Source organism: Enterocloster lavalensis (assembly GCF_046603895.1).
GTDB lineage: Bacteria > Bacillota > Clostridia > Lachnospirales > Lachnospiraceae > Enterocloster > Enterocloster lavalensis.
Map to the genome: position 1 here is coordinate 2,051,734 of NZ_CP176637.1, position 24,298 is coordinate 2,076,031.

Here is a 24,298-nt window from a genome sequence, read left to right on the forward strand (position 1 = left end):
ATTCAGTTACCTTGTTACTAATTATTTCTTCTTGTTTGCCACAGTCTTTCTCGGTCCCTTGCAGGTTCTCGCGTTGGTCTTGGTTTTCTGGCCGCGAACCGGAAGGCTCTTTCTGTGACGGATTCCTCTGTAGCAACCAATCTCCTGCAGTCTCTTGATGTTCAGTGCGATCTCTCTGCGCAGATCACCTTCTACAGTCTGGGAGTCAGCAATGATGGTGGCCAGCTTCTTTACCTCGTCGTCGGTCAAATCTTTGACGCGGGTATCGGGATTAACGCCAGCTTCTGTGAGGATGCGGTTCGCACTTGTTCTACCGATACCGTAGATGTAAGTCAGACCGATCTCAACACGTTTTTCTCTTGGTAAGTCAACACCTGAAATACGAGCCATGTGTGTAGTACACCTCCTAATTTTAATTAACCTTGTCTCTGTTTATGCTTCGGATTTTCGCAAATTACTCTGATACTGCCTTTTCTCTTTATGATCTTGCATTTTTCGCAGATCGGCTTAACGGATGATCTAACCTTCACAGTAATTCTCCTTTCTATAGACCAACAAAGTTGCTAAAGCATTATATCATTGATTTTCGATAAATGCAAGCACTTTTTGCTATATATTTATTGATCATCTGCCCCTGGTGTGTCGCGCGGGTGAAGAGCTAATTCCGGGTTGTAGGTTCCGGTTCCGCTGGGGTGTTGTTTCACTGTGCCCACTGGAAACCCGAACTCCGCCTTCGGCTACGTTTGGGTAGCGCAGACCGCAGGTCTGCTTATTTATCTCTCCAGATAATTCTTCCCTTGGACAAATCATACGGGGACAGTTCAATCGTAACTTTATCGCCCGGCAGGATGCGGATATAGTTCATACGAAGCTTTCCGCTGATGTGTGCCAGGACCTGATGGCCGTTCTCCAGTTCTACCTGGAACATGGCGTTGGGTAATTTCTCTACTACGGTTCCTTCAATTTCAATCACATCTGATTTCGACATAAATTCCTTTCCCTCCTACTGCTGGTGAGCCTTTATAAATGAACGGATTTCCTCGTCCCTTACGCTCACGCCGCTCTCCATTTTCGTTCCCAAGTTTTCATCATATACATGAATCAGCTGCAAATGCTTTTTGTTCTTGCGCTTGGGCCTGTCTGAGGGGCGTTTCCGCCCATCCGACAGAGTAACATATTCTCCGCTGACGCCGATTATGATATACAGTTGGCCTTTGTCATGGCCGGCCAGGCTTCTCGCCAGACCGCCGGTCTTAAACTCTACCATCGGATCACCTCGGCTACAGCGATAAAATCTCTGGATCGCCATCCGTAATCAGGATGGTGTTCTCGTAGTGGGATGCCAGGGAACCGTCTTCTGTGGTAACTGTCCAGCCGTCGTCATCGTCCCACACTACGTCGTAGCGGCCCGCGGTGATCATGGGCTCGATGGCAAGCGTCATACCGGCCACCAGCTTGATTCCTTTGCGGCGCGTGGCGAAGTTGGGGATCTCCGGCGCCTCATGCATCTCGGTTCCGATTCCGTGGCCTACCAGGTCGCGCACAACGCCGAAGCCGAAGCTCTCCGCGTACGCCTGGATGGCTGAGGATACGTCATTGAGATGATTGCCTGCTTTCGCGTACTTTATTCCCTCAAAAAAGCTCTGCTCCGTCACTTCCACCAGTTTTCTCGCCTGGGGCGTCACTTCCCCGATCATGTGAGTTCTGGCTGCGTCGGACTGATAGCCCTTCCAGATCACCCCTGTGTCCAGGCTGACGATGTCGCCCTCCTGAATGTAGCGGTGCTTGTTGGGAATGCCGTGGACTACCTCATCGTTGATGGACACGCACACGGATGCGGGAAACCCTTCATAGTTTAAAAAGGAAGGGATGCAGCCGTAGCCTCTGATCAACTGCTCGCAGATCCGGTCAATCTCCTTTGTAGACATACCGGCTTTTAATTCCTTACCAAGTTCCTCATGGACCTTTGCCAGAATTCTGCCGGCCTCTCTCATTAGTTCAATTTCCCGTTCTGATTTAATCGTTACCATATGTTCTATGCTCCTAAGATCTTTACAATATCCTGAAATACAGCTTCCATATCCTGAGTGCCGTCCACCTGCTTTAAGACTCCCGCCTTCTCATAATACTCGATCAGCGGCTGGGTCTGGTCGTGGTAAACGCTCAGGCGCTTCTGTACGGTTTCAGGCTTATCGTCGTCCCTGAGAACCAGCTTATCGCCGCACACATCGCACACGCCCTCCTGTTTCGGGGGATTGTACACAATGTGGTAGGTGGCTCCGCAGTTTAAGCAGGCCCGGCGCCCGGACATCCGGCTGATGATGTTCTCATCCGGCACATCCACATTGACAGCATAGTCGATTTTCTCGTCCATACCCGCCAGCGCTTCGGTCAGGCTCTCAGCCTGAGGAATCGTTCTGGGGAATCCGTCCAAAACATAACCGTTTTCACAGTCCGCCTCGTGGATCCGGTCCAGCAGCATGCCGATGGTGATTTCATCAGGCACCAGCCCTCCGGCGTCCATGTAGCTCTTGGCCTTCATTCCCAGTTCGGTCCCGTTTTTGATGTTCGCACGGAAAATGTCGCCCGTGGAAACGTGGGGAATCTGATACTTTGCAGCAATCTTCTTCGCCTGAGTGCCTTTTCCGGCACCCGGTGCGCCCAACATGATTATCTTCATGGAAATGGTCCCCTTTCCGGCGCATTGACAGGCCTGCACGAGGCCCGCCGCCGCCTCTAAATGCAATTAATCCGCCCTTGTGGAATACCACAAAGGCAGATTGATCACTTAATCGTTCAAAAATCCCTTATAATAACGCACAAGCATCTGAGATTCTATTGCCTTGATTGTCTCCAGCACAACACCCACGATAATGATCAGAGAGGTTCCGGAGAACGAGATACGGCTCATATCGAAGAGACCGGAGAAGATAACCGGTACCACACATACAACGATCAGGCCTACCGCGCCAATGAAAACAATATAATTCAGGATTTTATTCAGATATTCGCTGGTTGGCTTACCCGGACGGATGCCAGGGATAAAGCCGCCCTGCTTTTTCATATTGTTCGCTACCTCCAGCGGGTTAAACGCGATGGAAGTATAGAAATAAGCAAACAGCACGATCAGGATGATATACACCAACAGACCAATGGAATAGATTGGCTCGCTCGGCCTGCACCAGGAACCGGAGTTGAGCAGCTTCATCAGATGGCCGCTCCACCCCTGCTGCATCGCCGGAATGAACTGAGAGATCACTACCGGGAATGACATGATGGAGGAAGCGAAAATAACGGGCATTACGCCTGCGGTGTTCACCTTCAGCGGAATGCTGGACGCCTGTCCCCCAACCAGCTTGCGGCCTACCATCTTTTTCGAATACTGGACCGGAATTCTTCTCTCCGCATCGTTCAACACGATTACGAAAACGACCATTGCCACGATCACCAGAACGACAATCGCCAGGCGAAGCGCTGCCATGGGAATATCCTGACCGAACACGAACTTGAAGTACAGATTGCGGATATCGCTGGGCACGCTGGACAGAATGTTGAGCAGCAGGACGATGGAAATACCATTGCCCACGCCCTTATCCGTGATCTGCTCGCCGATCCACATGAGCAGGGCACTGCCCGTGGTCATGGTTACGATGGCGACGATAATGTTCCAGGCGTTGTAATCTGCCAGGAGGCCCTGTCTGCCGAATCCGATTGCCATTGCGCTGGATTCAATCAGCGCCAGGCCAACGGTCACATAACGGGTGTATTCCTGGATTTTCTTTCGTCCGTCCTCGCCGTCTTTCTGCAGCTCCTCAAGCTTGGGAATTGCAATGGTCAACAGCTGGATGATAATGGAAGAGGTAATGTACGGCGTGATGCTCAGCGCGAAGATGGACATCTGTGAAAATGAACCACCGGTCATGGCGTTGAAGAAGCCGAACACATCCGTCGTCTGCTTTGCAAACCAATTCGCGAAGAAGTCGGTTCTGACTCCCGGAATCGGCAGCGCGCTTCCGAAGCGGATCACTACCAGCATCATAAAGGTGTAGAGGAGCTTGTTTTTGAGCTCCTTCACCTTAAATGCATTCCTGATTGTTTTAAACATTAGATCACCTCGCAGGTTCCACCTAAAGCTTCAATCTTAGCCTTTGCACCTTCGCTGAATGCATTAACCTTTACGGTAAGCTTTTTGGTTAATTCTCCGTTTCCAAGGATCTTAACGCCGTCTCTGGGATTCTTGACAATTCCGGACTCCAGCAGGGTCTCTACTGTCACTACGGAATCGTTCTCAAATTTCTCCAGCGCGCTTACGTTAATTCCGATGATGGTCTTTGAATTAATGTTGGTGAAACCGCGTTTCGGCAAACGTCTGTATAACGGCATCTGGCCGCCTTCAAAGCCCGGTCTGGTTGCTCCGGAACGAGCTTTCTGACCCTTATGGCCCTTACCGGCTGTCTTACCGTTACCTGAAGCGTGGCCGCGTCCTTTTCTGAAATTGTCGCTATGCTTTGAACCTGCAGCAGGCTGTAAATTAGATAACTCCATGACTGCACCTCCTTACTTTGTCTGATTAGATTTCTTCAACTTTTACTAAATGTCTTACATTCTGAATCATGCCTCTGACAGCACCGTTGTCCGGCATCTCAACTGTCTTGTTCAGCTTCCTCAGTCCGAGGGCCTCAACAGTTGCTTTCTGCTTCGGAACAGCGCCGATAGGGGACTTGACTAATGTGATTTTTAACTTCTCTGCCATGTCTATTTCCTCCTATTAGCCCAGAATCTCATCCACAGATTTGCCGCGCAGTCTTGCGAACTCCTCAGGAGTCTTTAACGAGGTCAAACCGCTAAGGGTTGCCAGAACAACGTTTGTTTTGTTATTGGAACCCAGAGACTTGGTACGAATATTCTTGATTCCTGCCAGCTCCACAACCGCACGGGCCGGGCCTCCGGCGATGATACCGGTACCTTCGGGAGCTCTCTTTAACAGAACGCTGGCGCTGCCAAACTTTCCGATAAAGTCATGAGGAATGCTCTTGTTCTCATCGATGGGGATCTCTACCAGGTTCTTAACGGCAGCCTCTTTGCCTTTGCGGATGGCTTCCGGAACCTCTCCGGCTTTACCCGTACCCACGCCGACATGGCCGTTGCCGTCGCCAACTACCACCAGAGCGGAAAATCTCATGGTACGTCCACCTTTAACAGTCTTGGAAACTCTCTTGATGGCTACAACCTTATCATTCAGCTCCAACTGACTGGCTTCAATAATTGTACGCTTCATGCTCTTTCTCCTCTCCTACTTAGAAATCCAGACCAGCCTCGCGGGCTGCATCTGCTAATGCCTGAATCTTACCCTGATATATAAAGCCGCCTCTGTCGAAAACAACTTCCTTGATACCTTTTTCAAGGGCTCTCTTTGCAATCACGGTGCCTACATATGCTGCCGCAGCCTTGTCATTGGTCTTCTCCAGCTCGGACTTAACGTCCTTCTCCACTGTAGAAGCTGCAACTAAGGTGTTACCAACCGTATCGTCGATAATTTGAGCATACATATGATTATTACTTCTAAACACTGCCAGACGCGGTCTCTCTGCTGTGCCAGCAAAACGGTTACGCATTCTGTTGTGCTTTTTTACGCGAATTTCGCTTCTCGACTGTTTGTTAACCATTTTTACACTCTCCTTAATTATTTCTTACCAGTCTTACCAACTTTACGTCTGATAACCTCGTCAGCATACTTAATACCTTTGCCCTTGTACGGCTCAGGTCTTCTCTTGTCTCTGATTTCAGCAGCGTATTGGCCTACTTTTTCTTTGCTGATACCCTTAACGATGATCTTGTTCTGGCCTTCCATTACAGTCTCGATGCCCTCGGGATCTTCCATCTCAACCGGATGGGAATAGCCCAGGTTCAGGGTCAGCTTCTTGCCCTGCTTCGCAGCTCTGTAACCAACGCCGTTTACTTCCAGAACCTTCTGATAACCCTCAGTTACGCCGGTGATCATGTTGTTCACCAGAGTTCTGGTCAGACCATGAAGGGATTTCATCTTCTTCAAGTCGTTGGGTCTGCTTACGATAATCTGTCCGTCCTTCTCTTCGATGGACATCTCTACGGGGAGTTCTCTCTCTAATGTTCCCTTGGGACCTTTTACAGTCACTTTATTTCCTTCTGCGATTGTAACAGTTACACCTGCCGGAACCGCGATTGGCATTCTTCCGATACGTGACATGCCGTATTACCTCCTACTTAAATTCTCGGAAGAGGCATCTGCGCCTCTTCTGTTTTCAGCTACAGTCCACTCGACTAGGTTCGAAAAGACCTCACCAAGTCTCGGGACGGGCTTTCGCACTATACTCGAAAAAACCTCGTTAAGTGCTCAATGCCTACCAAACGAACGCCAGAACTTCTCCGCCAACGCCCAGCTGACGTGCTTCCTTGTCGGTGATCACGCCCTGGTTGGTGGAAATGATTGCGGTGCCCAGACCACCCAGTACTCTCGGCAGCTCTTCCTTGTTTGCGTAAACGCGCAGGCCGGGCTTGGAAATTCTCTTGATACCGGAAATGATCTTCTCGTTCTTATCTTTGCCGTACTTTAAGGTCATGCGGATCGTCTGAAAACCGCCATCCTCGACCAGATCGTACTTGGCAACATAACCCTCTTTTACCAGGATATCAGCGATAGCTAATTTCATCTTGGATGCAGGTACGTCTACTGTATCATGCTTTGCAGTGTTTGCGTTACGGATTCTTGTAAGCATATCTGCAATGGGATCGCTCATTGTCATTTTAAATTGCCTCCTTCCTTTTCTTTACCAGATTACCAACTTGCCTTCTTAACACCCGGGATCTGACCCTTGTAAGCCAGTTCGCGGAAGCAAATTCTGCAGATGCCATATTTTCTCAAATATGCATGTGGACGACCACAGATTCTGCAGCGGTTGTACTCTCTGGACGAGAACTTAGCAGGACGCTGCTGTTTAATCTTCATTGAAGTCTTAGCCATGAAAAATTTCCTCCTAACTATTTAGCAAACGGCATGTTGAATAATGTCAAAAGTTCACGAGCTTCTTCGTCCGTCTTAGCGGTGGTAACGAAGATGATGTCCATACCTCTTACCTTGTCAACTTTATCGTATTCAATCTCGGGGAAGATCAGCTGCTCTTTGATACCGAGCGCGTAGTTTCCTCTGCCATCAAATGCGTTAGGGTTAACACCTCTGAAGTCACGTACACGGGGCAGTGCCAGGTTTACCAGGCGATCCAGGAATTCGTACATTCTCTTACCGCGCAGGGTAACCTTACAGCCGATCGCCATACCTTCACGGAGTTTGAAGTTAGCAACAGACTTCTTCGCCTTGGTGGTGATTGCCTTCTGACCGGAAATGATCTCCATGTCTCTTACAGCAGAATCCAGAACCTTGGCATTTTCCTTCGCTTCGCCGACGCCCATATTGATCACAATCTTATCCAGCTTCGGCACTTCCATGATATTCTTATATCCGAATTTTTTGATCAGAGCGTCTACGATCTCGTTCTGATACTGTTCTTTTAATCTAGCCAACGTAAGTTTCCTCCTCTCCTGAATTAATCAATCACTTTGCCGGTCTTCTTCGCAACGCGGACCTTCTTGCCGTCCTTCACTTCGAAGCCGACTCTGGTCGCCTTGCCGTCAACTACCAGCATGACATTGGAGATGTCCATGGGAGCTTCCTTGTTCACGATGCCGCCCTGGGGGCTGCCTGCAGCCGGTTTGGTGTGCTTGGTAACCATGTTGCAGCCCTGAACGAGCACAGTGTCATTCTTGGTATCTACAGAGATAACTTTTCCCTGCTTATCTTTATCTTTACCAGCAATTACTACTACTAAATCGTCTTTTTTGATTTTATGCACAGTGGACACCCCCTTATAATACTTCCGGAGCCAGGGAGACAATCTTCATGAACTGCTTATCTCTCAATTCTCTGGCAACCGGCCCAAAGATACGAGTTCCTCTGGGAGTCTTGTCATCCTTGATCACAACTGCTGCGTTCTCATCAAACTTGATGTAAGAACCGTCTTTACGGCGAACGCCCTTTTTGGAGCGGACTACTACAGCCTTAACAACATCGCCCTTCTTCACAACACCACCAGGTGTTGCATCTTTGACCGAAGCAACGATGATATCACCAATATTTGCATATCTTCTGGTTGAACCGCCTAACACACGGATGCAGAGAAGTTCCTTTGCACCGGTATTGTCGGCAACCTTAAGTCTTGTTTCCTGCTGAACCATACCTGTTACTCCTTCCTGCTTATCTTGCTTTCTCGATAATCTCTACAAGTCTCCATCTCTTGTCCTTGGACAGAGGTCTTGTTTCCATTACTTTAACAGTATCGCCGATGTTGCACTCATTTTTCTCGTCATGCGCTTTCAACTTAACGGTCTTTTTAACAATCTTACCGATCACAGGATGTTTTACATGGTCTTCAATCGCCACAACAACGGTTTTGTCCATCTTGTTGCTGACCACTTTACCGGTACGAGTCTTTCTTAAGTTTCTTTCCACGGTAAGTTCTCCTTTCATTAAGCATTCGCCTTTTCAGTGATAACAGTCTGAATTCTGGCAATGTTTTTGCGCACGTCTTTGATTCTGGATGTGTTATCTAACTGATTGGTTGCATTCTGGAATCTCAGGTTGAACAGTTCCTTCTTCGCAGCTACTAACTCGTCGCTCAGCTCTTTTACGGACTTCGCCTTTAACTCTTCTACAAATTTATTAGTTTTCACTGTTATCACCGCCTTCTAAATCTGCCTTGGAAGCGATTTTGCACTTGCAGGGCAGTTTATGCATTGCAAGACGCAGAGCTTCTCTTGCTGTTTCTTCTGGTACGCCAGCAATCTCAAATAATACACGGCCGGGCTTTACAACTGCTACCCAGTACTCCAGAGCGCCTTTACCGGAACCCATACGGGTCTCAGCGGGCTTTGCTGTTACGGGCTTATCCGGGAAAATCTTGATCCAAACCTGGCCGCCACGCTTGATATAACGGGTCATGGCAACACGGGCCGCCTCGATCTGGTTGGACTTGATCCAGCACGGCTCAGTAGCGACTAAACCGTACTCACCGTTGGAGATCTTATTGCCTCTTAATGCTTTGCCGGCCATGGATCCACGGAACTGTTTACGACGCTTAACTCTCTTAGGCATTAACATTATTTATCGCTCCCTTCCTTGTTTCCTTTAGTAGGAAGTACCTCGCCTTTGTAGATCCAAACCTTAACGCCAAGCTTGCCGTAGGTCGTATCTGCCTCAGCGAAACCATAGTCAATATCTGCTCTTAATGTCTGAAGCGGGATGGTGCCCTCGCTGTAGAACTCGGTACGCGCGATGTCGGCTCCGCCTAAACGTCCGCCAACAGCGGTCTTGATTCCCTTAACGCCGGTCTTCATGGTTCTGCCCATGGTGGACTTCATGGCGCGACGGAAGGAAGTACGGTTCTCCAGCTGCTGTGCGATGGATTCCGCAACCAGCTGAGCGTCTTTGTCCGGTCTCTTGATCTCTTTGATATCGATGAACAGCTTCTTGTCGGTCAGCTTCTGAACTTCCTTCTTCAGCTTCTCGATCTCAGCGCCGCCCTTGCCGATTACCACGCCCGGCTTCGCGGTGTAGATGATCACCTTCACTCTGTCGGAAGCGCGCTCGATCTCGATCTTGGAAATACCGGCGCTGTATAATCTCTTTTTCAGGAACTTTCTGATGTTATAGTCTTCTACCAGACAGTCTGCGAAGTCAGCTTCCGCATACCACTTGGAATCCCAGTCTTTAATAACACCGACTCTTAAGCCGTGTGGATTAACTTTCTGTCCCATATTTGCCTCCTTTATCTCTCATTCAGAACAACAGTGATGTGGCTCATTCTCTTTTCGATTCTGTAAGCACGTCCCTGCGCTCTCGGTCTAACTCTCTTCATGGTCGGGCCCTGGTTTGCGTAGCACTCCTCCACATACAGGTTCTCGGCGCTCATGCCGTTGTTGTTCTCAGCGTTTGCGACTGCCGACTCCAGTAATTTCTTGATTAAGCTGGAAGCATATCTGGGATTGTAAGTTACAATACCAAGTGCTGTCTGAACATCTTTGCCTCTGATGGCATCTAATACGAAACAAGCCTTCTGGACAGATACTCTAGCGTAAGACAGTTTTGCGCTGGGTCTTGTATCCTTCTGGGCATTTCTCTCTCTCTTGACTTGGGATCTATGACCTTTTGCCATTGGTAAAACCTCCTTTCAAACTTACCTGCGAATTACTTTCTAACTCCGGACTTTTTCTCGTCTTTGCCGTGGCCTCTGTAGGTTCTGGTAGCGACGAACTCGCCGAGCTTATGGCCAACCATATCCTCGGTGACGTATACCGGCACGTGTTTTCTGCCGTCATGAACTGCGATTGTGTGACCAACCATCTGGGGGAAGATTGTAGAACGGCGGGACCAGGTCTTGATTACCTGCTTCTGTCCTGCTGCATTCATAGCGTCTACTTTCTTTAACAGATGCGCATCTGCAAATGGTCCTTTTTTCAGTGAACGAGCCATGTGTTCTTAACCTCCTTTAACTATTTGATGGTTTTGCCATCGCGTCTTCTTACGATCAACTTGTTAGACTGCTTGTTTTTCTTTCTGGTCTTTAAGCCCAGAGCAGGTTTGCCCCAAGGAGTGCAGGGACCGGGACGACCGATACCACACTTACCTTCACCACCACCGTGGGGATGGTCATTGGGGTTCATTACGGAACCGCGAACGGTGGGACGGAAGCCCATGTTGCGCTTTCTTCCAGCTTTACCAATGTTGATCAGGGAGTGTTCGCCATTGCCAACTACGCCGATGGTAGCGCGGCAGATGATCGGAACCATTCTCATTTCACCGGACGGTAAACGCAGGGTGGCGTACTTGCCTTCCTTTGCCATCAGCTGTGCCGCATTGCCTGCGGAACGAACCAGCTGGCCGCCCTTGCCGGGATATAACTCGATGTTGTGGATCTGCGCACCAACCGGGATGTTTGCCAGCGGTAAGCAGTTGCCAACCTTTGCCTCTGCGTTCTCGCCGCTCATAACCTTCATGCCGTCCGTTAAGCCCTGGGGAGCCAGGATGTAGGACTTGGTTCCGTCCACATAGCAGATCAGCGCGATGTTAGCGGTTCTGTTGGGATCGTACTCAATGCCGATAACAGTTGCCGGAATTCCGTCTTTGCTGTTTCTCTTGAAGTCGATCACTCTGTATTTTCTTCTGCTGCCGCCGCCTCTGTGGCGAACAGTGATTTTACCCTGATTGTTACGACCAGCGTTCTTGTCCAGGGACACTACCAGAGCTTTCTCGGGAGTGCTCTTGGTGATTTCCTTGAAATCCAAACCGGTCATATGTCTTCTGGAAGGTGTATAAGCATTATACTTCTTAATTCCCATGACATTTAACTCCTTTTCTATTTCTTTTCACGACATAAGCTGAAGCGTCGTATAAGTTCTCCGACCGGGGTGGCCCGGTGGGTTGATGTCTTCCGGATTACAGGCCCTGGAAGATCTCGATCTCTTTGCTGTCCTCGGTCAGTTTCACGATCGCCTTCTTGGAAGCAGCGGTCTTGCCGTAGGTCATGCCTCTTCTCTTAACCTTGCCTTCGCAGTTCATGGTGTTCACGCTGGCAACCTTGGTTCCCGGGAACATCTTCTCAACCGCTTCTTTGATCATCGCCTTGTTGGCGTCTACATGTACCATGAATGTGTACTTCTTGTCAGTCATGGCGTTCATGCTCTTCTCAGTGATCACCGGCTTCAAAATGACGTCATAATATTTAATGTCTGCCATTATGCGTACACCTCCTCGATGGTTGCAACAGCAGCCTTGGTGGCAACTACTGTGCTGTACTTCAGAATGTCGTATACGTTCATGGTGTTAACCTGGGTGGTCTTTACGTCCGCAATGTTTCTGGCGGATAATACAGCGTTCTGATCGTTGTCGGCCAGAACTACCAGAGCCTTGTTTACTTTCAGGTTATCCATAACATTCTGGAACTTCTTGGTCTTGATCTCGTCGAACTTCAGCTCATCCACAACGATGAACTTGCCTCCCTGAACACGGCTGGTCAGTGCGGACTTCAGAGCAGCCCTCTTCTCTTTCTTGTTCAGTGTGATGGTGTAATCTCTCGGTACGGGAGCGAATACGACGCCGCCGCCCTTCCACTGCGGAGATCTGGTTGAACCCTGTCTTGCATGACCGGTTCCTTTCTGTCTCCACGGCTTTCTGCCGCCGCCGGATACCTCAGAACGGGTCTTGGCTTTCTGAGTTCCCTGACGCTTGTTCGCCAGCTGGGCAACCACTGCAAGATGTACCAGGTGCTCGTTTACTTCAACACCGAACACTGCATCGTTCAGCTCCATGCTGCCAACTTCTTTGCCTTCCATATTGTAAACAGATACGTTTGCCATCTGTGTGTTCCTCCTTTCCTATAAAAGCCTACCGTTCAACCTTAACGGTTTCTTTGATTGTTACCAGAGACTTCTTCGGTCCCGGAACAGCACCCTTGATCAGAAGCAGGTTGTTCTCAGTGTCAACCTTGACAACTTCCAGATTCTGAATGGTGATCTGCTTGTTGCCCATCTGACCAGGCATTCCTTTGCCCTTGAATACGCGGCCGGGAGTGGTGGCGGAGCCGTTGGAACCCTGATGACGGTGGAACTTGGAACCGTGAGCCATGGGTCCTCTGGACTGGCCATATCTCTTGATAGCGCCCTGGAAGCCTTTACCTTTGGAAATAGCGGTAGCGTCGATCTTGTCGCCCTGGGCGAAGATGTCTGCCTTAATCTCGTCTTTTACGGAATACTCTTCCGCATTCTCTAATCTCAGCTCTCTCACATATCTCTTGTAAGAAACGCCGGCCTTATCAAAGTGGCCCTTCTGCGGCTTGTTAACCAGCTTGTCGCGCTTGTCAACGAAACCAACCTGTACTGCTTTGTAACCGTCGTTGTCAACCGTCTTTACCTGGGTAACAACACAGGGACCAGCCTGAAGCACGGTTACCGGAATTAACACGCCATTCTCATCGAAGATCTGGGTCATTCCGACTTTTGTTGCTAAAATCGCTTTCTTCATTGTCTTACCTCCTGTTTCATGATCTACAGCGGAATGCTTTCGCATTCATCCTAGAACAGTCTAATATACGTGGAACACTATGAACCGCCTTGCGGTATGTTGATTCCCAACAGGAATTGCCAGTGTTGCTTCTATATCTAAACCCTTCAGGATATAAACATGTTTGTCTGAAAACTCGATAATCTCCGATTATTTCGTTTTCATCTTGATGTCGATGTACACGCCAGCGGGCATTTCCAGTCTGGACAGGGCCTCGACAGCCTTCTGATTCGGGGAGATGATGTCGATCAGTCTCTTGTGAGTTCTCTGCTCGAACTGCTCTCTGGAATCTTTGTACTTATGAACCGCACGCAGAATCGTTACTACCTCTTTCTTGGTGGGTAACGGCACCGGTCCGCTCACCTGAGATCCTGTTTTCTTTACGGTCTCGATGATTTTGCTGGCGGACTGATCTACTAACTGATGATCATAAGCCTTCAATGTGATTCTCATTACTTGACTTGCCATAAAAAAAGTCGCCTCCTTTTCGCACTTTTAAACCAAGTACGACAAGCGGTGACTGTACACGTTTCCGTGTGTGTCCTAAGGACTACACACTGATGCTGTTCCTTGCATTGCATTTTCGCAGCTTCTTTAATTGGTACAGTGACTTGTCGCCAGTTTCCTAACTTGACATTCGCTCCACGGAAAACCTGCCCACTTTGTGGTCAGCAACCTCACGCTTCACAGCTATCATGCCACGGCCTTGTTATCATAGCACACTTTTTTTTTAGATGCAAGTCTTTTTTTATTTTTTTTGGCACGCTTTTTGAGTCAGCTTTTGATTCCTTTCCAGACATTCGGTGACGGGCAGCAAAACACCCGCCATCGAAATGGCGGGTGCGTTTCTTCTATATAATAGGGACTGTCAATCCTCATCCCAAACCGGCTCCACCGGGTCGTTGACGTATCCGTCGATATCCGTGTCGTCGTCCGCCTTCTGCAGCGTGCCGCTGCTGCTGGTGGTGAACTTGACGCCGTCGGAATTCTTGACGTTACTGTTCTTCATGATCTTGCCGGAGGAGTTGACCACATAGTTGTTGCCGTTTACGCGGTAGCACATATACTTGGAGCCGTCCGTGGCTTCCTGAAGCTTACCGGCGTAGTAGAGATGGTTGTCCTTCACGCCAGTGTAACCGCGGCCATTATCAGCAAAATAAAAATCCGAACGGCTTCCATCCCCTTCGGTAATCTTCATTTTCCCTTTTTGAACGTTGCTGGTGTTTTTATCCCCAAAATAAAAAGCGGTCCAGCTGTCCCCGCCGGTGTATACCTTCTGCAAACCGTGTACCGGGTTGCCTTTGTTGTTGAACAGATAGCTTCTCCCGTTGACCTTCCAGAGATCATTGACCGTAAGCCTGTCCGAATCAGCCGCTCTCGGCTTTCCGCTGTTTGAGAAGTAGAACCACTCCACATCCCCGTCGTAGCCTTCCAGGTCTTCCGGAGGTTCGATGGAATACCAGCCGATCTTGGCCTTGCCGTCGGAACCGAAGTACATGTAATCCTCAATAGAATCGCTGCTGCCGGATCTCACGTTCTTCCAGCCGGTCTGCATAGCGCCGTCCTGGTCAAAACAGTAGTAGGTCCCCTCGATCTTCCTGGCCCCGTAATCGCCGCTGTCATCGTCCGGCACGTACTTCTTGCCGCTGGATGAGAAGTAATACCAGTTTCGCCCGTCATCGTCGTCCAGACTGTCAAAACTGGGAGTTACGCGGTTGCTGTCGTAATCATCGCCATCCGGCGGATACAACTTCTGCCAGCCCGTCCGCATAACTCCGTCCTCACCGCAGTAATACATATCATCCAAAATCCATCCGACTTCCAGCTTGCCGTCGTCGTCAAAATGATACCACTTGTCATTGATCTTCTTCCAGGTATCCTTGATGGCCTTGCCGCTGCTGCCGAAGTAATACCACTCGTACTCTCCCTCGTCGTTGGTAACCTTCAGCCACTTCTCGGTATACATGATACCGTCGCCGTCCACGTAGTAATCCGTGTCCACCCAGCAGTTGGTCGCCATCACGCCGTCGCCGTCCAGGTAGCGCCAGAGGTTGTCGGCTCCCTTCTTCCACGCGTTGTACACGCGGTCCCCATGGGAATCCAGATACACCCAGCCGTTGCTCTCCTGCTTCCATCCCTCTGCGGCCATAGCGGACAAGGTGGCTGTCCCCAGCGATAACACCAGTGCCAGTATCCACACCGCCACGGTTCTTCTCTTCATAAGCTCAACTCCTATTCCCGATTTGCACTCCACCGAAGCCACCTGAAAACCCCCAGGCAGGCATCCGGTAATCCTATGATATATTGTATCAAGGGACCTCCAATTAAGCAACAATATTTATCTTTCAATTCTATTACAATTTGAATAACAGTTTATAGGGCGGGAAAAATGGTGCGTAAAGTAGTGTCAAGCTCGCTTGTAAGCTGCTTTTCGTACCATTTTCCCCGGGAGTTTGACACCTGAAAATCTTGCAAGCCTTATGGCTGCTTATTTTTTTGTCAAATTCAGAAAGTTTTTAGTGCGTAATAGCGTAATATATGATATAATACGATTATACCATCTCTCTTAAGGAGTCTGCCATGCGATTGACTACAAATAAAACCAAAAATGGAATAAGCTACTACATCATCCGCTCTGTCCGCCGCGACGGCAAACGCTCCTCAGAAGTTGTGGAACGCCTTGGAACTGAACGGGAAATCATGGAAAAATATCATTGTACAGATGCCAATAAATGGGCTAAGGCGCATCTGGACGAGCTCAATCAGGCCGAAGCTGAAAAGCAGCATAAAGTCCTTGTTCCGCTGCGGACGGATATTCTCATTCCTTTCGATAAGCAGAATTCCTATAACGTTGGTTACCTTTTCCTTCAGAAGATCTACTATGATCTTCGCCTGCCAAACATCTGTAGAAAGATTTCAAAAGAATATTCGTTTTCCTATGACCTTGATTCCATCCTTTCACGTCTTGTATATGAGAGGATCCTCAATCCGTCTTCAAAACTCTCCTGCTATGAGCAGTCCTCCGATTTGCTCGAACCACCGGCTTTTGAACTGCATCAGATTTATCGTGCCCTGTCTGTCATTGCAAACGAATCCGATTCCATCCAGGCGGAACTGTATGAAGCAAGCCGGCGGCTGGTCAAACGGCAGACCGGAGTCCTGTACTATGACTGTACCAATTACTTTTTTGAAACGGAATGTCAGGAAGGCCTGAAACAATACGGTCCGAGCAAGGAACATCGCCCGAGCCCTATCGTCGAGATGGGACTTTTCATTGATCGAAGTGGGATCCCCCTTGCCTTTTGTATCCATCCAGGCAATACCAATGAACAGACTACTCTGATCCCATTGGAAGAACAGATCCTGAGAGATTTCTCGCTTTCAAAATTTATCGTCTGTACGGATGCTGGATTGTCTTCTGAACGCAACCGGAAATTCAACAACTTTGGCGGCCGCTGTTTCATAACAACGCAGTCCATTAAAAAGCTCAAAAAAGATTTGCGCCAATGGTGTCTGGAGCCCACCGGATGGCATCTGAAAGACAGCCTGGATACCTATGATATCAGCAGGCTCGAAGACACCGCTAAAAACCGCAGCAAGCTATTCTACAAGCAGCTGTATGTGGAAGGAAATGACGGGAAACGTGATATTGATTTCGATCAGACTCTGATCGTGACCTATTCCCTGAAATACAGGAACTATCAACAACAGATCCGAAATCAGCAGATTTTAAGAGCGATAAAAGCAATTGATACCGAGCCGAAAAGGATTGATAAGCATAGCCAGAATGATTACCGCAGATTCATAAAGAAAACATCGATCACCGCATATGGTGAATGCGCTGCAAATAAAATTTACGAAATTGATCAGGACGCCGTACAGGAAGAAGCCCAGTATGACGGCTTCTATGCCGTCTATACGAATCTCGACGATGACCCTTCCGAAATCGCAGCAGTAAATCAAGGGCGGTGGGAAATCGAAGAATCTTTCCGGATCATGAAATCAGAATTCGAGGCCAGGCCGGTTTACCTAAAACGGGATGACAGGATCAAAGCTCACTTTACGACATGTTTTATCGCGCTTTTAATCTACCGGATTCTGGAACGCAAACTAGACAGCCAGTTCACTTGTGATGAGATTATTTCGACACTCAGAAAAATGAGGGTAACAAGCATAGGAAACGAAGGATATATCCCATCTTACACACGTACAAAGCTTACGGATGCGTTGCATGAGTACGCCGGGTTCCGTACTGACTATGAATTGATAAAGAAACGTACCATAAAGGGTATCTGCAGACATTCAAAAGAATAAGAATCCATTACTCCCTTTTTTCAAAAAGAAAAGCCCTCAGAAACGGCATAAATACGACGTTTCTAAGGGTTTTCAACATTCTAAACTGTCAAACTTGGGATTGTATCAAGGGACCTCCAATTAAGCAACAATATTTATCTTTCAATTCTATTACAATTTGAATAACAGTTTATAGGGCGGGAAAAATGGTGCGTAAAGTAGTGTCAAGCTCGCTTGTAAGCTGCTTTTCGTACCATTTTCCCCATCGGATGGACATCCGATGCTTCCTGACCGGCTTTTTCGGTCAGGAAGATAGCCCGAACGCTGCCGAAACCATAATCAGTCGCGAAAAATCCCAGTATTTTCAAGGAAAACAACCGCAATACTTGACGTTTCAGGCATCCTTGGACTATACTTATGGGACTGATATTGAATGAAACTTACGATATAGAAGAAATAAACTTAAGAAATGAGGTTAAGCGATTATATGTGGCTTGCAGATCAATGGAAAGATTATGAGGTAATCGATTGTTCAAATGGTGAAAAACTGGAGCGCTGGGGGAATTATCTGCTGGTCCGGCCGGACCCCCAGGTGATCTGGGACACGCCCCGGGCCCACAAGGGCTGGAAGCAGATGAACGGACACTACCACCGCAGCAGCAAGGGAGGCGGCGAGTGGGAGTTTTTCGATCTGCCCCAGCAGTGGACCATCGGATACAAAGGGCTCACGTTCAATCTGAAGCCCTTCAGCTTTAAGCATACCGGACTGTTCCCGGAGCAGGCCGCCAACTGGGACTGGTTCGGCGCCAAAATCCGCGAGGCCGGCCGCCCCGTGAAGGTGCTGAACCTCTTCGCCTACACCGGCGGAGCCACCCTGGCGGCGGCGCAGGCCGGAGCGGCCGTCACCCACGTGGATGCCTCCAAAGGAATGGTTGGCTGGGCCAAGGAGAACGCAGCCTCCTCCGGCCTGGCGGACAAGCCCATCCGCTGGATCGTGGACGACTGCGTGAAATTCGTGGAGCGGGAGATTCGCCGCGGGAACCACTACGACGCCGTGATTATGGACCCGCCCTCCTATGGACGCGGGCCCAAGGGTGAAATCTGGAAGATCGAGGATGCCATCCATCCGCTGGTCAGGCTATGCGCCCAGCTGCTCTCCGACCAGCCCCTGTTTTTCCTGATCAACTCCTACACCACCGGCCTGGCCCCGGCCGTGCTCTCCTACCTGCTGGGCGTGGAGGTGGCCGCCTCCCGCGGCGGAACCGTGCGCGCCGAGGAGATCGGCCTGCCTGTCACCCAGACCGGCCTGGTGCTGCCCTGCGGGGCTTCGGGTCGGTGGGAGGCGTAAACCTAAAAAAGCCGTTTGGTTCTGCGTGCCTGTTATGAGGCTCCGAACCAAACGGTTTTTTCGGTTACAGCACTAAACGCTCCACATCCAACATTCCCCATCCCTGCTGGTTGTGGGGCATTCCCATGTCCACGGCCCGCTCCATCAGGCGCATTTTCACGTCCTTGTTGCTCATATGGGGGTAGCGCTCCAGCAGAAGGGCTATGGCGCCGGAGACCAGGGGGGTGGACATGCTGGTTCCGCTTTTGGTCATGTAGCGGGCTGGCTGGTTGCAGCAGCTGACGATTCCGGAGCCGGGCGCCACAATATCCGGCTTGCTCACGCAGGCCAGGGTTGGGCCGCGGCCGGAATAGTCCACCATCCGGTTGCCCATCACATCCACTTCCTTGTAGTCGTCCGAGCAGCCCACCGTGATCACCTTGCGGCTGATTCCCGGCGTGGTGATGGTCATCCGGCCCGGCCCGTGGTTGCCCGCAGCCACCACGACCACCAGGCCGTCGTCCCAGGCCGCGTCCACGCCGCGCACCAGCACGGAATTTTCCGTCATATCCCTCCGCGAAAGAGAGCCCACGGAGATATTGACGATCCGTATATTGTATTCCTCCTTATGTTCCCGAATCCAGCCCAGCCCGGCCAGCACGTCGGAGGCGAATCCATTTCCTTTATTGTCCAGAACCTTGACGGCAATCAGGCTGCAGCCGGGGGCAATCCCGCGGTAAACGCCTCCCGATGAAACACCACTGCCGCCAATAATGGCGGCAATGTGGGTTCCGTGGCCATTGTCGTCGTATGGCCCGACTCTATGATGAACGTAATCCTTAAATGCGACTACTCTGTTGCCAAAATCTTCATGGGGATAAATTCCGGTGTCCAGCACCGCAACGCCGACTCCGGCTCCTGTGATCCCCATCTCGTAAACCGAATCACAGTGAATTTCTTTTCTCGCCTGATTCACATTATAATTTCTCCCTTTTTTATTAGCATATTCCGGTCCCAGTCCGCTGGTTCCGCAAGGGAGAGGTTGTGGACCGCCAAATCATTTTTGGCAGCCTGACCCATAAATTTTCCGTTAAATTCCAGATCCTTTAACGTTTCCTAACCACTTTCAGTCTGACTTCAGACGATAATTTAAGAATTTCTTAATAATCTATTCAAGGAACATTCAAACATTCCCGCGAAATGCATGCTATACTATAACCATAATAAATGCACGAATAACAACTATCCTTCAACCCTTTTTGAAAATCCGAAAATCCTAAGAAAACAGCTCCATGCCGAAAGGTATGGAGCTTTTTCTATCCGTTATCGAAGCGTTTTCAAGTGTTCAAACAGCTTTTTCAAGTCGCCGTCCGCCAGGCAGTAGCCGTCCATGCCCACGGCCCTGGCTCCGTCGATGTTGTTCTGGAGATCGTCCACGAAGAAGCACTCCTCGGGTTTTAAGTGAAACCGCTCAAACAGATGGGCGTACATTTCCTTCTGGGGTTTCATGCACTTCTCCTCCGCTGAAAAGAACACGCCGTCGAACAGCTCGATCCCCGGAATCACGTCGCGGTAGCAGTCCAGAAGCCGCAGCGAGGCGTTGGAGCATAGGTAGATGCCGTAGCCCTGATCCTTGAGCCAGCGGACCAGATCTCCCGCTCCCTCCTTGGGCCACATGTTGTATTCATGCCAGTGAGCCAGGCATTTCGCCGCCATCTCCCTGGCGTGATCCGTGTCCAGGCGGGCCTGCATGCGCGCCAGGGCCGCTTCCTCGGAGATCACGCCCATGTCCAGCATGATCCATTCCGGCGACACGAACACGCTGGTGCAGACCGCCCGGCGCTCCGCCTCGTCCTTCACGAACTCCCGGACCACACGATCCGGCTGGTACTCCACCAGCACGCCGCCCATGTCAAATACAATGTTCCGAATCATTTTATTCTCCACCTTCCTGAAATGATAAGTAACCGCACAGACCAAAAGCCGTCTGAACCATTACAAAAGATAAAAGCCCGGGAACCGGATACTTGTCCGGTCCTCAGGCTCTCTCATCGCTTACGCTTCAGGCTTCTCAACCTGGACGATCGCAGCTTTCTGCATGGGAATCCGACAGTTTTTGTTGTTGCCGAACTCTACAATCACGGTGTCATCGGTCATATCGATAATCACACCGTAAAAGCCGCTGGATGTCAGTATGGTATCCCCTACTGCAACGCTGTTCAACAGCTCCTGCTGTCTCTGCTTCTCCTTCTTCTGCGGGCGGATCGCCATAAAGTACAGCATTCCCAGCAGCAGAACCACATAGAGAACCCAGAAAATCGGACTGTTTGTCATCGCTTGTTTCCTCCTTCACGCACCTACCGCCGCCTCGCCGCGGTAGCTTATAATAAATGCAACGGACCGCCATTTGAGCGGGCGATTGCTGAATGCAATGGGCCGCCTCTTTTCCGGCGGACGATTGCTGAGTGCAATGGGCCGCTTCTTTTCCGGCGGGCGATTGCTGGATGCAATGGGCCGCCGCCTTCCGGCGGGCGATTGCTGAGTGCAATGGGCCGCTTCTTTTCCGGCGGGCGATTGCTATTCCTGAGACCCTTCCATACCGGCCAGCTTCCTCATCTTATAGTCGGCATAGCGGTGTTCCTCGATGGCGTCGCGAATCTCTTCCATCATTGTATTATAAAAATACAAATTATGCAAGGTGCATAATCGCATTCCCAGCATTTCTTTTGCCTTGAGCAGATGGCGGATATACGCCCTGCTGTAGGATCTGCAGGCCGGGCAGCCGCAGCCCTCCTCGATGGGGCGGGCGTCCAGCTCGTATTTCCGGTTGAACAGATTGAGCTTTCCATGGTTGGTGTACACATGGCCGTGCCGGCCGTTCCGGGACGGGTAAACGCAGTCGAAGAAGTCCACGCCGCGGTCCACCGCCTCCAGGATATTGGCGGGGGTACCCACCCCCATGAGGTACACCGGCTTTTCCTCCGGCAGATGGGGCACGGTCACGTCCAGCACGTGGTACATTTCCTCGTGGCTCTCGCCCACCGCCAGGCCGCCCACCGCGTAGCCGTCCAGGTCCATTTCCCGGATCACGTCCGCGTGCCAGGTGCGGATGCTGTCCACCACGCCGCCCTGGTTTATGCCAAAGAGCAGCTGTTCCCGGTTGATGGTGTCCGGCAGAGCGTTGAGCCGGTCCATCTCCTCCTTGCAGCGTGCAAGCCACCGGGTGGTCCGCTCCACGGAATTGCGGATGTACTGCTCGTCCGCATGGCTGGGCGGGCATTCGTCAAAGGCCATGGCAATGGTGGAACCCAGGTTGGACTGGATCTGCATGCTCTCCTCCGGCCCCATAAAAATCTTGCGGCCGTCGATGTGGGAGTTAAAATAGACCCCTTCCTCCTTGATCTTTCTCAGACTGGTCAGGGAAAACACCTGAAAGCCGCCGGAGTCCGTCAGGATCGGCCTGTCCCAGTTCATGAACCGGTGCAGTCCGCCGAACTCCCGGATCAGCTTGTCGCCGGTGCGCACATGCAGATGGTAGGTGTTGGAGAGCTCCACCTGGGTGCCGATCTGGCGCAGGTCGTCGGTGGAAACCGCGCCCTTGATGGCGCCCACCGTGCCCACGTTCATGAACACCGGGGTCTGGATGGTGCCGTGGACGGTCTTCATCTCCGCCCGCTTGGCCCGGCCGTCCTTTGTTATCACTTTATATTCCATAGATCTCACGCCTCGTCGTCCGCCAGGGCGGCCTTGATCATGATGGCGCATTCGATCCGCTTCTTCTGCATCTCGCAGCCGATCTCGTAAGCGCCGGTGATTGAATCGCTAAAATTGTAAGCGTTGGCCGCGCAGCCGCCGCTGCAATAGAAGCGGGCGAAGCAGTCCTTACATTTGTCCTTTGCGTACACATTGCACATCTTGAACTCGTCCCGGATCTCCGTGTTCACAACGCCCGTGTCCACATTTCCCAGCAGGAACTTTTCATTTCCCACAAATTGATGGCAGGGGTATAAATCGCCCCAGGGCGTCACGGCCAGGTACTCGGTGCCGGAGCCGCAGCCCGCCAGACGCTTGGCCACACAGGGACCGGCATTCAGATCCAGCATAAAGTGGAAGAAATTGAACCCTCTCCCCTCTTTCTTGCGCTTGATGTACTCCAGTGCCAGTTTGTCATATTCTTCCAGAATCTGGGGAATATCCTCCTCACGGATGGCGTAATCCTCCTCCGGCGGAGCCACCACCGGTTCCATGGACATCTGCTTGAAGCCCAGGTCCGCGTAGTGCAGCACGTCCGCCGCGAAATCCAGATTGTGGCGGGTAAATGTCCCGCGCACATAATAATTGTTCTGATCCCTCAACTCGGCGAACTTCTGGAACTTGGGCACGATCAGCTCATAGCTGCCCTTGCCGTTGCGGAAGGGGCGCATCTTGTCGTTGACCTCCGGACGTCCGTCCAGGCTCAGCACCACATTGCTCATCTCCCGGTTGCAGAACTCCATCACCTCGTCGTTCAGCAGCACGCCGTTGGTGGTCAGGGTGAAACGGAACTTCTTGTGGAACTCCGCCTCCTTAGAGCGCCCGTACTCCACCAGGCGCTTCACCACATCCCAGTTCATCAGCGGCTCGCCCCCGAAGAAGTCCACCTCCAAATGCTCCCTGCTGCCCGAATTGGCGATCAGGAAATCCAGGGCCTTTTTGCCCACCTCGTAGCTCATCAGAGCCCGCCGTCCGTGGTACTCCCCTTCCTCCGCAAAGCAATACTTGCAGGCCAGGTTGCAGTCGTGGGCGATATGCAGGCACAGCGCCTTGACCACAGTCTTACGCCGCTTAAAATCCATCACAAAGTCCTTATAAATATCCCTGGTCAAAAGCTGTTCCAGATCGATCAGCTCCTGAATATCTTCCAGGGCCTCCTCCACATCGTCCAGAGGATAACGCCCGGCCAGCCGGCTTCTCACCTCGACCTTGACCTCATCCGCCAGCTTCTCCGGCCGGTCCAGCTCCGGCACCAGCTCCGAAACCACCGCCACCGCGTCGTAGACCACCGGGTCCACCACATGCACGGAACCGCTGTTCACATCCAGCACGATATGATAACCATTATTCAAAAATTGATGAATCACAAATACACACTCTCTTTCCGAAGCGTTCCGACAACGCTCACACACATGAGAAAACCCCCATAATCCGGCGGACCACAGGGGCTTTGACCAATCAAAATCCTGTACCAATCACATTCAGTACATGTTAGCGGTTTGCATTCTCGCAGCTCTGGTTGCCAACGGTGCAAGAGGTCTTGCATGCGGACTGGCAGGAAGTCTGGCACTCGCCACATCCGCCCTTCTTCATGGTATCCTTCAGGGTATTGGCATTTAAAGTTTTAACGCGCTTCATAGCGACACCTCCTCTTTTCACTCCAAAATATAATTCCATGAAATTATAACACAGGATCGCGGCCCATGCAACGGGAAATTGCGAATATCCCGCAATCCCGGGGAATATATTGGACCATAAGAACTGTAAAAGGAGAAAAA

General features: G+C 50.7%; 37 protein-coding genes. 2 read left to right on the top strand and 35 right to left on the bottom strand.

From position 1 onward, the window contains the following. Nucleotides 1-21: 21 nt before the first annotated feature. The 29 genes from rpsM to ACK2JC_RS09175 all read right to left on the bottom strand — a co-directional run bounded on the left by rpsM (nt 22) and on the right by ACK2JC_RS09175 (nt 15,368). The gene (rpsM, locus tag ACK2JC_RS09035) at nt 22-390 is read right to left on the bottom strand and encodes a 30S ribosomal protein S13 (RefSeq protein ID WP_092366136.1); all 369 of its coding nucleotides are present in this window, start codon (nt 388-390) and stop codon (nt 22-24) included. 26 nt (nt 391-416) lie between these two features. After that, nucleotides 417-530: a 50S ribosomal protein L36 gene (gene rpmJ / locus ACK2JC_RS09040; protein ID WP_003497809.1), complete on the bottom strand. Its 114-nt coding sequence runs from the start codon at nt 528-530 to the stop codon at nt 417-419. A gap of 239 nt (nt 531-769) precedes the next feature. Further along, the gene (gene infA / locus ACK2JC_RS09045; protein WP_007707618.1) at nt 770-988 is read right to left on the bottom strand and encodes a translation initiation factor IF-1; all 219 of its coding nucleotides are present in this window, start codon (nt 986-988) and stop codon (nt 770-772) included. Between the two features lie 15 nt (nt 989-1,003). Beyond that, nucleotides 1,004-1,267 (bottom strand): KOW domain-containing RNA-binding protein, encoded by a 264-nt coding sequence (locus tag ACK2JC_RS09050; RefSeq protein WP_092366133.1) that lies wholly within the window; start codon nt 1,265-1,267, stop codon nt 1,004-1,006. A gap of 13 nt (nt 1,268-1,280) precedes the next feature. Next, nucleotides 1,281-2,030, bottom strand: a complete 750-nt coding sequence (gene map, locus ACK2JC_RS09055; RefSeq protein ID WP_092366129.1) for a type I methionyl aminopeptidase — start codon at nt 2,028-2,030, stop codon at nt 1,281-1,283. Between the two features lie 5 nt (nt 2,031-2,035). Then, nucleotides 2,036-2,680 carry an adenylate kinase gene (locus ACK2JC_RS09060; RefSeq protein ID WP_118755987.1) on the bottom strand — a complete coding sequence of 215 codons (645 nt, stop codon included), beginning with the start codon at nt 2,678-2,680 and terminating at the stop codon, nt 2,036-2,038. 108 nt (nt 2,681-2,788) lie between these two features. Continuing rightward, the gene (gene secY / locus ACK2JC_RS09065) at nt 2,789-4,105 is read right to left on the bottom strand and encodes a preprotein translocase subunit SecY (protein WP_092366126.1); all 1,317 of its coding nucleotides are present in this window, start codon (nt 4,103-4,105) and stop codon (nt 2,789-2,791) included. Beyond that, nucleotides 4,105-4,545: a 50S ribosomal protein L15 gene (rplO, locus tag ACK2JC_RS09070; RefSeq protein WP_007707630.1), complete on the bottom strand. Its 441-nt coding sequence runs from the start codon at nt 4,543-4,545 to the stop codon at nt 4,105-4,107. Before rplO ends, secY begins: the two co-directional genes overlap by 1 nt. Before the next feature lie 25 nt (nt 4,546-4,570). Continuing rightward, the gene (rpmD, locus tag ACK2JC_RS09075) at nt 4,571-4,753 is read right to left on the bottom strand and encodes a 50S ribosomal protein L30 (RefSeq protein WP_092366123.1); all 183 of its coding nucleotides are present in this window, start codon (nt 4,751-4,753) and stop codon (nt 4,571-4,573) included. A gap of 15 nt (nt 4,754-4,768) precedes the next feature. After that, the gene (rpsE, locus tag ACK2JC_RS09080) at nt 4,769-5,278 is read right to left on the bottom strand and encodes a 30S ribosomal protein S5 (protein ID WP_092366120.1); all 510 of its coding nucleotides are present in this window, start codon (nt 5,276-5,278) and stop codon (nt 4,769-4,771) included. Between the two features lie 19 nt (nt 5,279-5,297). Beyond that, nucleotides 5,298-5,666: a 50S ribosomal protein L18 gene (rplR, locus tag ACK2JC_RS09085; protein WP_024737993.1), complete on the bottom strand. Its 369-nt coding sequence runs from the start codon at nt 5,664-5,666 to the stop codon at nt 5,298-5,300. 17 nt (nt 5,667-5,683) lie between these two features. Further along, a complete protein-coding gene (gene rplF, locus ACK2JC_RS09090) occupies nt 5,684-6,226 on the bottom strand; it encodes a 50S ribosomal protein L6 (protein ID WP_024737992.1) in 543 nt (180 codons plus the stop codon). 154 nt (nt 6,227-6,380) lie between these two features. Further along, nucleotides 6,381-6,782, bottom strand: a complete 402-nt coding sequence (gene rpsH, locus ACK2JC_RS09095; RefSeq protein WP_007707640.1) for a 30S ribosomal protein S8 — start codon at nt 6,780-6,782, stop codon at nt 6,381-6,383. A gap of 32 nt (nt 6,783-6,814) precedes the next feature. Continuing rightward, entirely contained in the window at nt 6,815-7,000 is a 186-nt protein-coding gene (locus ACK2JC_RS09100; RefSeq protein ID WP_002604691.1) for a type Z 30S ribosomal protein S14, read from the bottom strand. Between the two features lie 17 nt (nt 7,001-7,017). Beyond that, nucleotides 7,018-7,557, bottom strand: coding sequence for a 50S ribosomal protein L5 (gene rplE / locus ACK2JC_RS09105; protein WP_007707642.1), 540 nt, complete (start codon nt 7,555-7,557; stop codon nt 7,018-7,020). Nucleotides 7,558-7,580: 23 nt separating this feature from the next. Further along, nucleotides 7,581-7,886 carry a 50S ribosomal protein L24 gene (rplX, locus tag ACK2JC_RS09110; RefSeq protein WP_007707644.1) on the bottom strand — a complete coding sequence of 102 codons (306 nt, stop codon included), beginning with the start codon at nt 7,884-7,886 and terminating at the stop codon, nt 7,581-7,583. A 13-nt stretch (nt 7,887-7,899) separates the two neighbouring features. Further along, nucleotides 7,900-8,268, bottom strand: a complete 369-nt coding sequence (rplN, locus tag ACK2JC_RS09115; protein ID WP_007707645.1) for a 50S ribosomal protein L14 — start codon at nt 8,266-8,268, stop codon at nt 7,900-7,902. A gap of 19 nt (nt 8,269-8,287) precedes the next feature. Continuing rightward, nucleotides 8,288-8,542: a 30S ribosomal protein S17 gene (rpsQ, locus tag ACK2JC_RS09120; RefSeq protein ID WP_024737990.1), complete on the bottom strand. Its 255-nt coding sequence runs from the start codon at nt 8,540-8,542 to the stop codon at nt 8,288-8,290. Nucleotides 8,543-8,559: 17 nt separating this feature from the next. Then, nucleotides 8,560-8,763 (bottom strand): 50S ribosomal protein L29, encoded by a 204-nt coding sequence (rpmC, locus tag ACK2JC_RS09125; protein ID WP_007707650.1) that lies wholly within the window; start codon nt 8,761-8,763, stop codon nt 8,560-8,562. Then, nucleotides 8,753-9,190 carry a 50S ribosomal protein L16 gene (gene rplP, locus ACK2JC_RS09130; RefSeq protein WP_007707653.1) on the bottom strand — a complete coding sequence of 146 codons (438 nt, stop codon included), beginning with the start codon at nt 9,188-9,190 and terminating at the stop codon, nt 8,753-8,755. Before rplP ends, rpmC begins: the two co-directional genes overlap by 11 nt. Further along, nucleotides 9,190-9,846 (bottom strand): 30S ribosomal protein S3, encoded by a 657-nt coding sequence (gene rpsC / locus ACK2JC_RS09135; RefSeq protein WP_007707655.1) that lies wholly within the window; start codon nt 9,844-9,846, stop codon nt 9,190-9,192. The genes rplP and rpsC overlap by 1 nt, the downstream gene beginning before the upstream one ends. A gap of 11 nt (nt 9,847-9,857) precedes the next feature. Beyond that, complete coding sequence (gene rplV, locus ACK2JC_RS09140; RefSeq protein ID WP_024737989.1) at nt 9,858-10,244, bottom strand: 50S ribosomal protein L22; 387 nt, start codon at nt 10,242-10,244, stop codon at nt 9,858-9,860. Nucleotides 10,245-10,276: 32 nt separating this feature from the next. Continuing rightward, nucleotides 10,277-10,561, bottom strand: a complete 285-nt coding sequence (rpsS, locus tag ACK2JC_RS09145) for a 30S ribosomal protein S19 (protein ID WP_002566510.1) — start codon at nt 10,559-10,561, stop codon at nt 10,277-10,279. Nucleotides 10,562-10,581: 20 nt separating this feature from the next. Further along, entirely contained in the window at nt 10,582-11,427 is an 846-nt protein-coding gene (gene rplB / locus ACK2JC_RS09150; RefSeq protein ID WP_040411121.1) for a 50S ribosomal protein L2, read from the bottom strand. Between the two features lie 97 nt (nt 11,428-11,524). Next, nucleotides 11,525-11,824 carry a 50S ribosomal protein L23 gene (rplW, locus tag ACK2JC_RS09155; protein ID WP_007707683.1) on the bottom strand — a complete coding sequence of 100 codons (300 nt, stop codon included), beginning with the start codon at nt 11,822-11,824 and terminating at the stop codon, nt 11,525-11,527. Continuing rightward, nucleotides 11,824-12,444 carry a 50S ribosomal protein L4 gene (rplD, locus tag ACK2JC_RS09160; RefSeq protein WP_007707684.1) on the bottom strand — a complete coding sequence of 207 codons (621 nt, stop codon included), beginning with the start codon at nt 12,442-12,444 and terminating at the stop codon, nt 11,824-11,826. The genes rplW and rplD overlap by 1 nt, the downstream gene beginning before the upstream one ends. Before the next feature lie 28 nt (nt 12,445-12,472). Beyond that, nucleotides 12,473-13,108, bottom strand: a complete 636-nt coding sequence (gene rplC / locus ACK2JC_RS09165) for a 50S ribosomal protein L3 (protein ID WP_007707688.1) — start codon at nt 13,106-13,108, stop codon at nt 12,473-12,475. Nucleotides 13,109-13,297: 189 nt separating this feature from the next. Further along, nucleotides 13,298-13,615, bottom strand: a complete 318-nt coding sequence (gene rpsJ, locus ACK2JC_RS09170) for a 30S ribosomal protein S10 (protein ID WP_007707691.1) — start codon at nt 13,613-13,615, stop codon at nt 13,298-13,300. Nucleotides 13,616-14,015: 400 nt separating this feature from the next. Then, a complete protein-coding gene (locus ACK2JC_RS09175) occupies nt 14,016-15,368 on the bottom strand; it encodes a cell wall-binding protein (protein ID WP_007707693.1) in 1,353 nt (450 codons plus the stop codon). A gap of 359 nt (nt 15,369-15,727) precedes the next feature. On the opposite strand from ACK2JC_RS09175, the gene ACK2JC_RS09180 reads away from it, so the two are divergent. Both ACK2JC_RS09180 and ACK2JC_RS09185 read left to right on the top strand, forming a co-directional pair. Continuing rightward, nucleotides 15,728-17,461 carry an IS1634 family transposase gene (locus ACK2JC_RS09180; protein WP_368275008.1) on the top strand — a complete coding sequence of 578 codons (1,734 nt, stop codon included), beginning with the start codon at nt 15,728-15,730 and terminating at the stop codon, nt 17,459-17,461. Nucleotides 17,462-17,927: 466 nt separating this feature from the next. Next, a complete protein-coding gene (locus ACK2JC_RS09185) occupies nt 17,928-18,788 on the top strand; it encodes a class I SAM-dependent methyltransferase (RefSeq protein WP_040411122.1) in 861 nt (286 codons plus the stop codon). A gap of 64 nt (nt 18,789-18,852) precedes the next feature. Here ACK2JC_RS09185 and ACK2JC_RS09190 read toward each other — a convergent pair whose 3' ends face one another. The 6 genes from ACK2JC_RS09190 to scfA form a co-directional block, all read right to left on the bottom strand. Then, nucleotides 18,853-19,743 carry a S8 family peptidase gene (locus ACK2JC_RS09190; protein ID WP_007707717.1) on the bottom strand — a complete coding sequence of 297 codons (891 nt, stop codon included), beginning with the start codon at nt 19,741-19,743 and terminating at the stop codon, nt 18,853-18,855. 347 nt (nt 19,744-20,090) lie between these two features. Further along, nucleotides 20,091-20,702, bottom strand: a complete 612-nt coding sequence (locus tag ACK2JC_RS09195) for an HAD family phosphatase (RefSeq protein WP_320938165.1) — start codon at nt 20,700-20,702, stop codon at nt 20,091-20,093. 120 nt (nt 20,703-20,822) lie between these two features. Further along, nucleotides 20,823-21,101 (bottom strand): preprotein translocase subunit YajC, encoded by a 279-nt coding sequence (gene yajC / locus ACK2JC_RS09200; protein WP_007707721.1) that lies wholly within the window; start codon nt 21,099-21,101, stop codon nt 20,823-20,825. Between the two features lie 243 nt (nt 21,102-21,344). Then, nucleotides 21,345-22,481, bottom strand: coding sequence for a tRNA guanosine(34) transglycosylase Tgt (gene tgt, locus ACK2JC_RS09205; protein ID WP_007707728.1), 1,137 nt, complete (start codon nt 22,479-22,481; stop codon nt 21,345-21,347). Between the two features lie 5 nt (nt 22,482-22,486). Then, nucleotides 22,487-23,887, bottom strand: coding sequence for a thioether cross-link-forming SCIFF peptide maturase (gene scfB / locus ACK2JC_RS09210; protein WP_276954346.1), 1,401 nt, complete (start codon nt 23,885-23,887; stop codon nt 22,487-22,489). A gap of 124 nt (nt 23,888-24,011) precedes the next feature. Next, nucleotides 24,012-24,158: a six-cysteine ranthipeptide SCIFF gene (gene scfA, locus ACK2JC_RS09215; protein WP_007707735.1), complete on the bottom strand. Its 147-nt coding sequence runs from the start codon at nt 24,156-24,158 to the stop codon at nt 24,012-24,014. Nucleotides 24,159-24,298: the final 140 nt, after the last annotated feature.

Bases quoted from the DNA above. Each gene is read 5' to 3' on its own strand.
- rpsM (WP_092366136.1), bottom strand. From the start codon at position 390: ATGGCTCGTATTTCAGGTGTTGACTTACCAAGAGAAAAACGTGTTGAG.
- infA (WP_007707618.1), bottom strand. From the start codon at position 988: ATGTCGAAATCAGATGTGATTGAAATTGAAGGAACCGTAGTAGAGAAA.
- ACK2JC_RS09050 (WP_092366133.1), bottom strand. From the start codon at position 1,267: ATGGTAGAGTTTAAGACCGGCGGTCTGGCGAGAAGCCTGGCCGGCCAT.
- map (WP_092366129.1), bottom strand. From the start codon at position 2,030: ATGGTAACGATTAAATCAGAACGGGAAATTGAACTAATGAGAGAGGCC.
- ACK2JC_RS09060 (WP_118755987.1), bottom strand. From the start codon at position 2,680: ATGAAGATAATCATGTTGGGCGCACCGGGTGCCGGAAAAGGCACTCAG.
- secY (WP_092366126.1), bottom strand. From the start codon at position 4,105: ATGTTTAAAACAATCAGGAATGCATTTAAGGTGAAGGAGCTCAAAAAC.
- rplO (WP_007707630.1), bottom strand. From the start codon at position 4,545: ATGGAGTTATCTAATTTACAGCCTGCTGCAGGTTCAAAGCATAGCGAC.
- rpmD (WP_092366123.1), bottom strand. From the start codon at position 4,753: ATGGCAGAGAAGTTAAAAATCACATTAGTCAAGTCCCCTATCGGCGCT.
- rpsE (WP_092366120.1), bottom strand. From the start codon at position 5,278: ATGAAGCGTACAATTATTGAAGCCAGTCAGTTGGAGCTGAATGATAAG.
- rplR (WP_024737993.1), bottom strand. From the start codon at position 5,666: ATGGTTAACAAACAGTCGAGAAGCGAAATTCGCGTAAAAAAGCACAAC.
- rplF (WP_024737992.1), bottom strand. From the start codon at position 6,226: ATGTCACGTATCGGAAGAATGCCAATCGCGGTTCCGGCAGGTGTAACT.
- rpsH (WP_007707640.1), bottom strand. From the start codon at position 6,782: ATGACAATGAGCGATCCCATTGCAGATATGCTTACAAGAATCCGTAAC.
- ACK2JC_RS09100 (WP_002604691.1), bottom strand. From the start codon at position 7,000: ATGGCTAAGACTTCAATGAAGATTAAACAGCAGCGTCCTGCTAAGTTC.
- rplN (WP_007707645.1), bottom strand. From the start codon at position 8,268: ATGGTTCAGCAGGAAACAAGACTTAAGGTTGCCGACAATACCGGTGCA.
- rplP (WP_007707653.1), bottom strand. From the start codon at position 9,190: ATGTTAATGCCTAAGAGAGTTAAGCGTCGTAAACAGTTCCGTGGATCC.
- rpsC (WP_007707655.1), bottom strand. From the start codon at position 9,846: ATGGGACAGAAAGTTAATCCACACGGCTTAAGAGTCGGTGTTATTAAA.
- rplV (WP_024737989.1), bottom strand. From the start codon at position 10,244: ATGGCAAAAGGTCATAGATCCCAAGTCAAGAGAGAGAGAAATGCCCAG.
- rpsS (WP_002566510.1), bottom strand. From the start codon at position 10,561: ATGGCTCGTTCACTGAAAAAAGGACCATTTGCAGATGCGCATCTGTTA.
- rplB (WP_040411121.1), bottom strand. From the start codon at position 11,427: ATGGGAATTAAGAAGTATAATGCTTATACACCTTCCAGAAGACATATG.
- rplW (WP_007707683.1), bottom strand. From the start codon at position 11,824: ATGGCAGACATTAAATATTATGACGTCATTTTGAAGCCGGTGATCACT.
- rplD (WP_007707684.1), bottom strand. From the start codon at position 12,444: ATGGCAAACGTATCTGTTTACAATATGGAAGGCAAAGAAGTTGGCAGC.
- rplC (WP_007707688.1), bottom strand. From the start codon at position 13,108: ATGAAGAAAGCGATTTTAGCAACAAAAGTCGGAATGACCCAGATCTTC.
- rpsJ (WP_007707691.1), bottom strand. From the start codon at position 13,615: ATGGCAAGTCAAGTAATGAGAATCACATTGAAGGCTTATGATCATCAG.
- ACK2JC_RS09175 (WP_007707693.1), bottom strand. From the start codon at position 15,368: ATGAAGAGAAGAACCGTGGCGGTGTGGATACTGGCACTGGTGTTATCG.
- ACK2JC_RS09180 (WP_368275008.1), top strand. From the start codon at position 15,728: ATGCGATTGACTACAAATAAAACCAAAAATGGAATAAGCTACTACATC.
- ACK2JC_RS09185 (WP_040411122.1), top strand. From the start codon at position 17,928: ATGTGGCTTGCAGATCAATGGAAAGATTATGAGGTAATCGATTGTTCA.
- ACK2JC_RS09195 (WP_320938165.1), bottom strand. From the start codon at position 20,702: ATGATTCGGAACATTGTATTTGACATGGGCGGCGTGCTGGTGGAGTAC.
- yajC (WP_007707721.1), bottom strand. From the start codon at position 21,101: ATGACAAACAGTCCGATTTTCTGGGTTCTCTATGTGGTTCTGCTGCTG.
- tgt (WP_007707728.1), bottom strand. From the start codon at position 22,481: ATGGAATATAAAGTGATAACAAAGGACGGCCGGGCCAAGCGGGCGGAG.
- scfA (WP_007707735.1), bottom strand. From the start codon at position 24,158: ATGAAGCGCGTTAAAACTTTAAATGCCAATACCCTGAAGGATACCATG.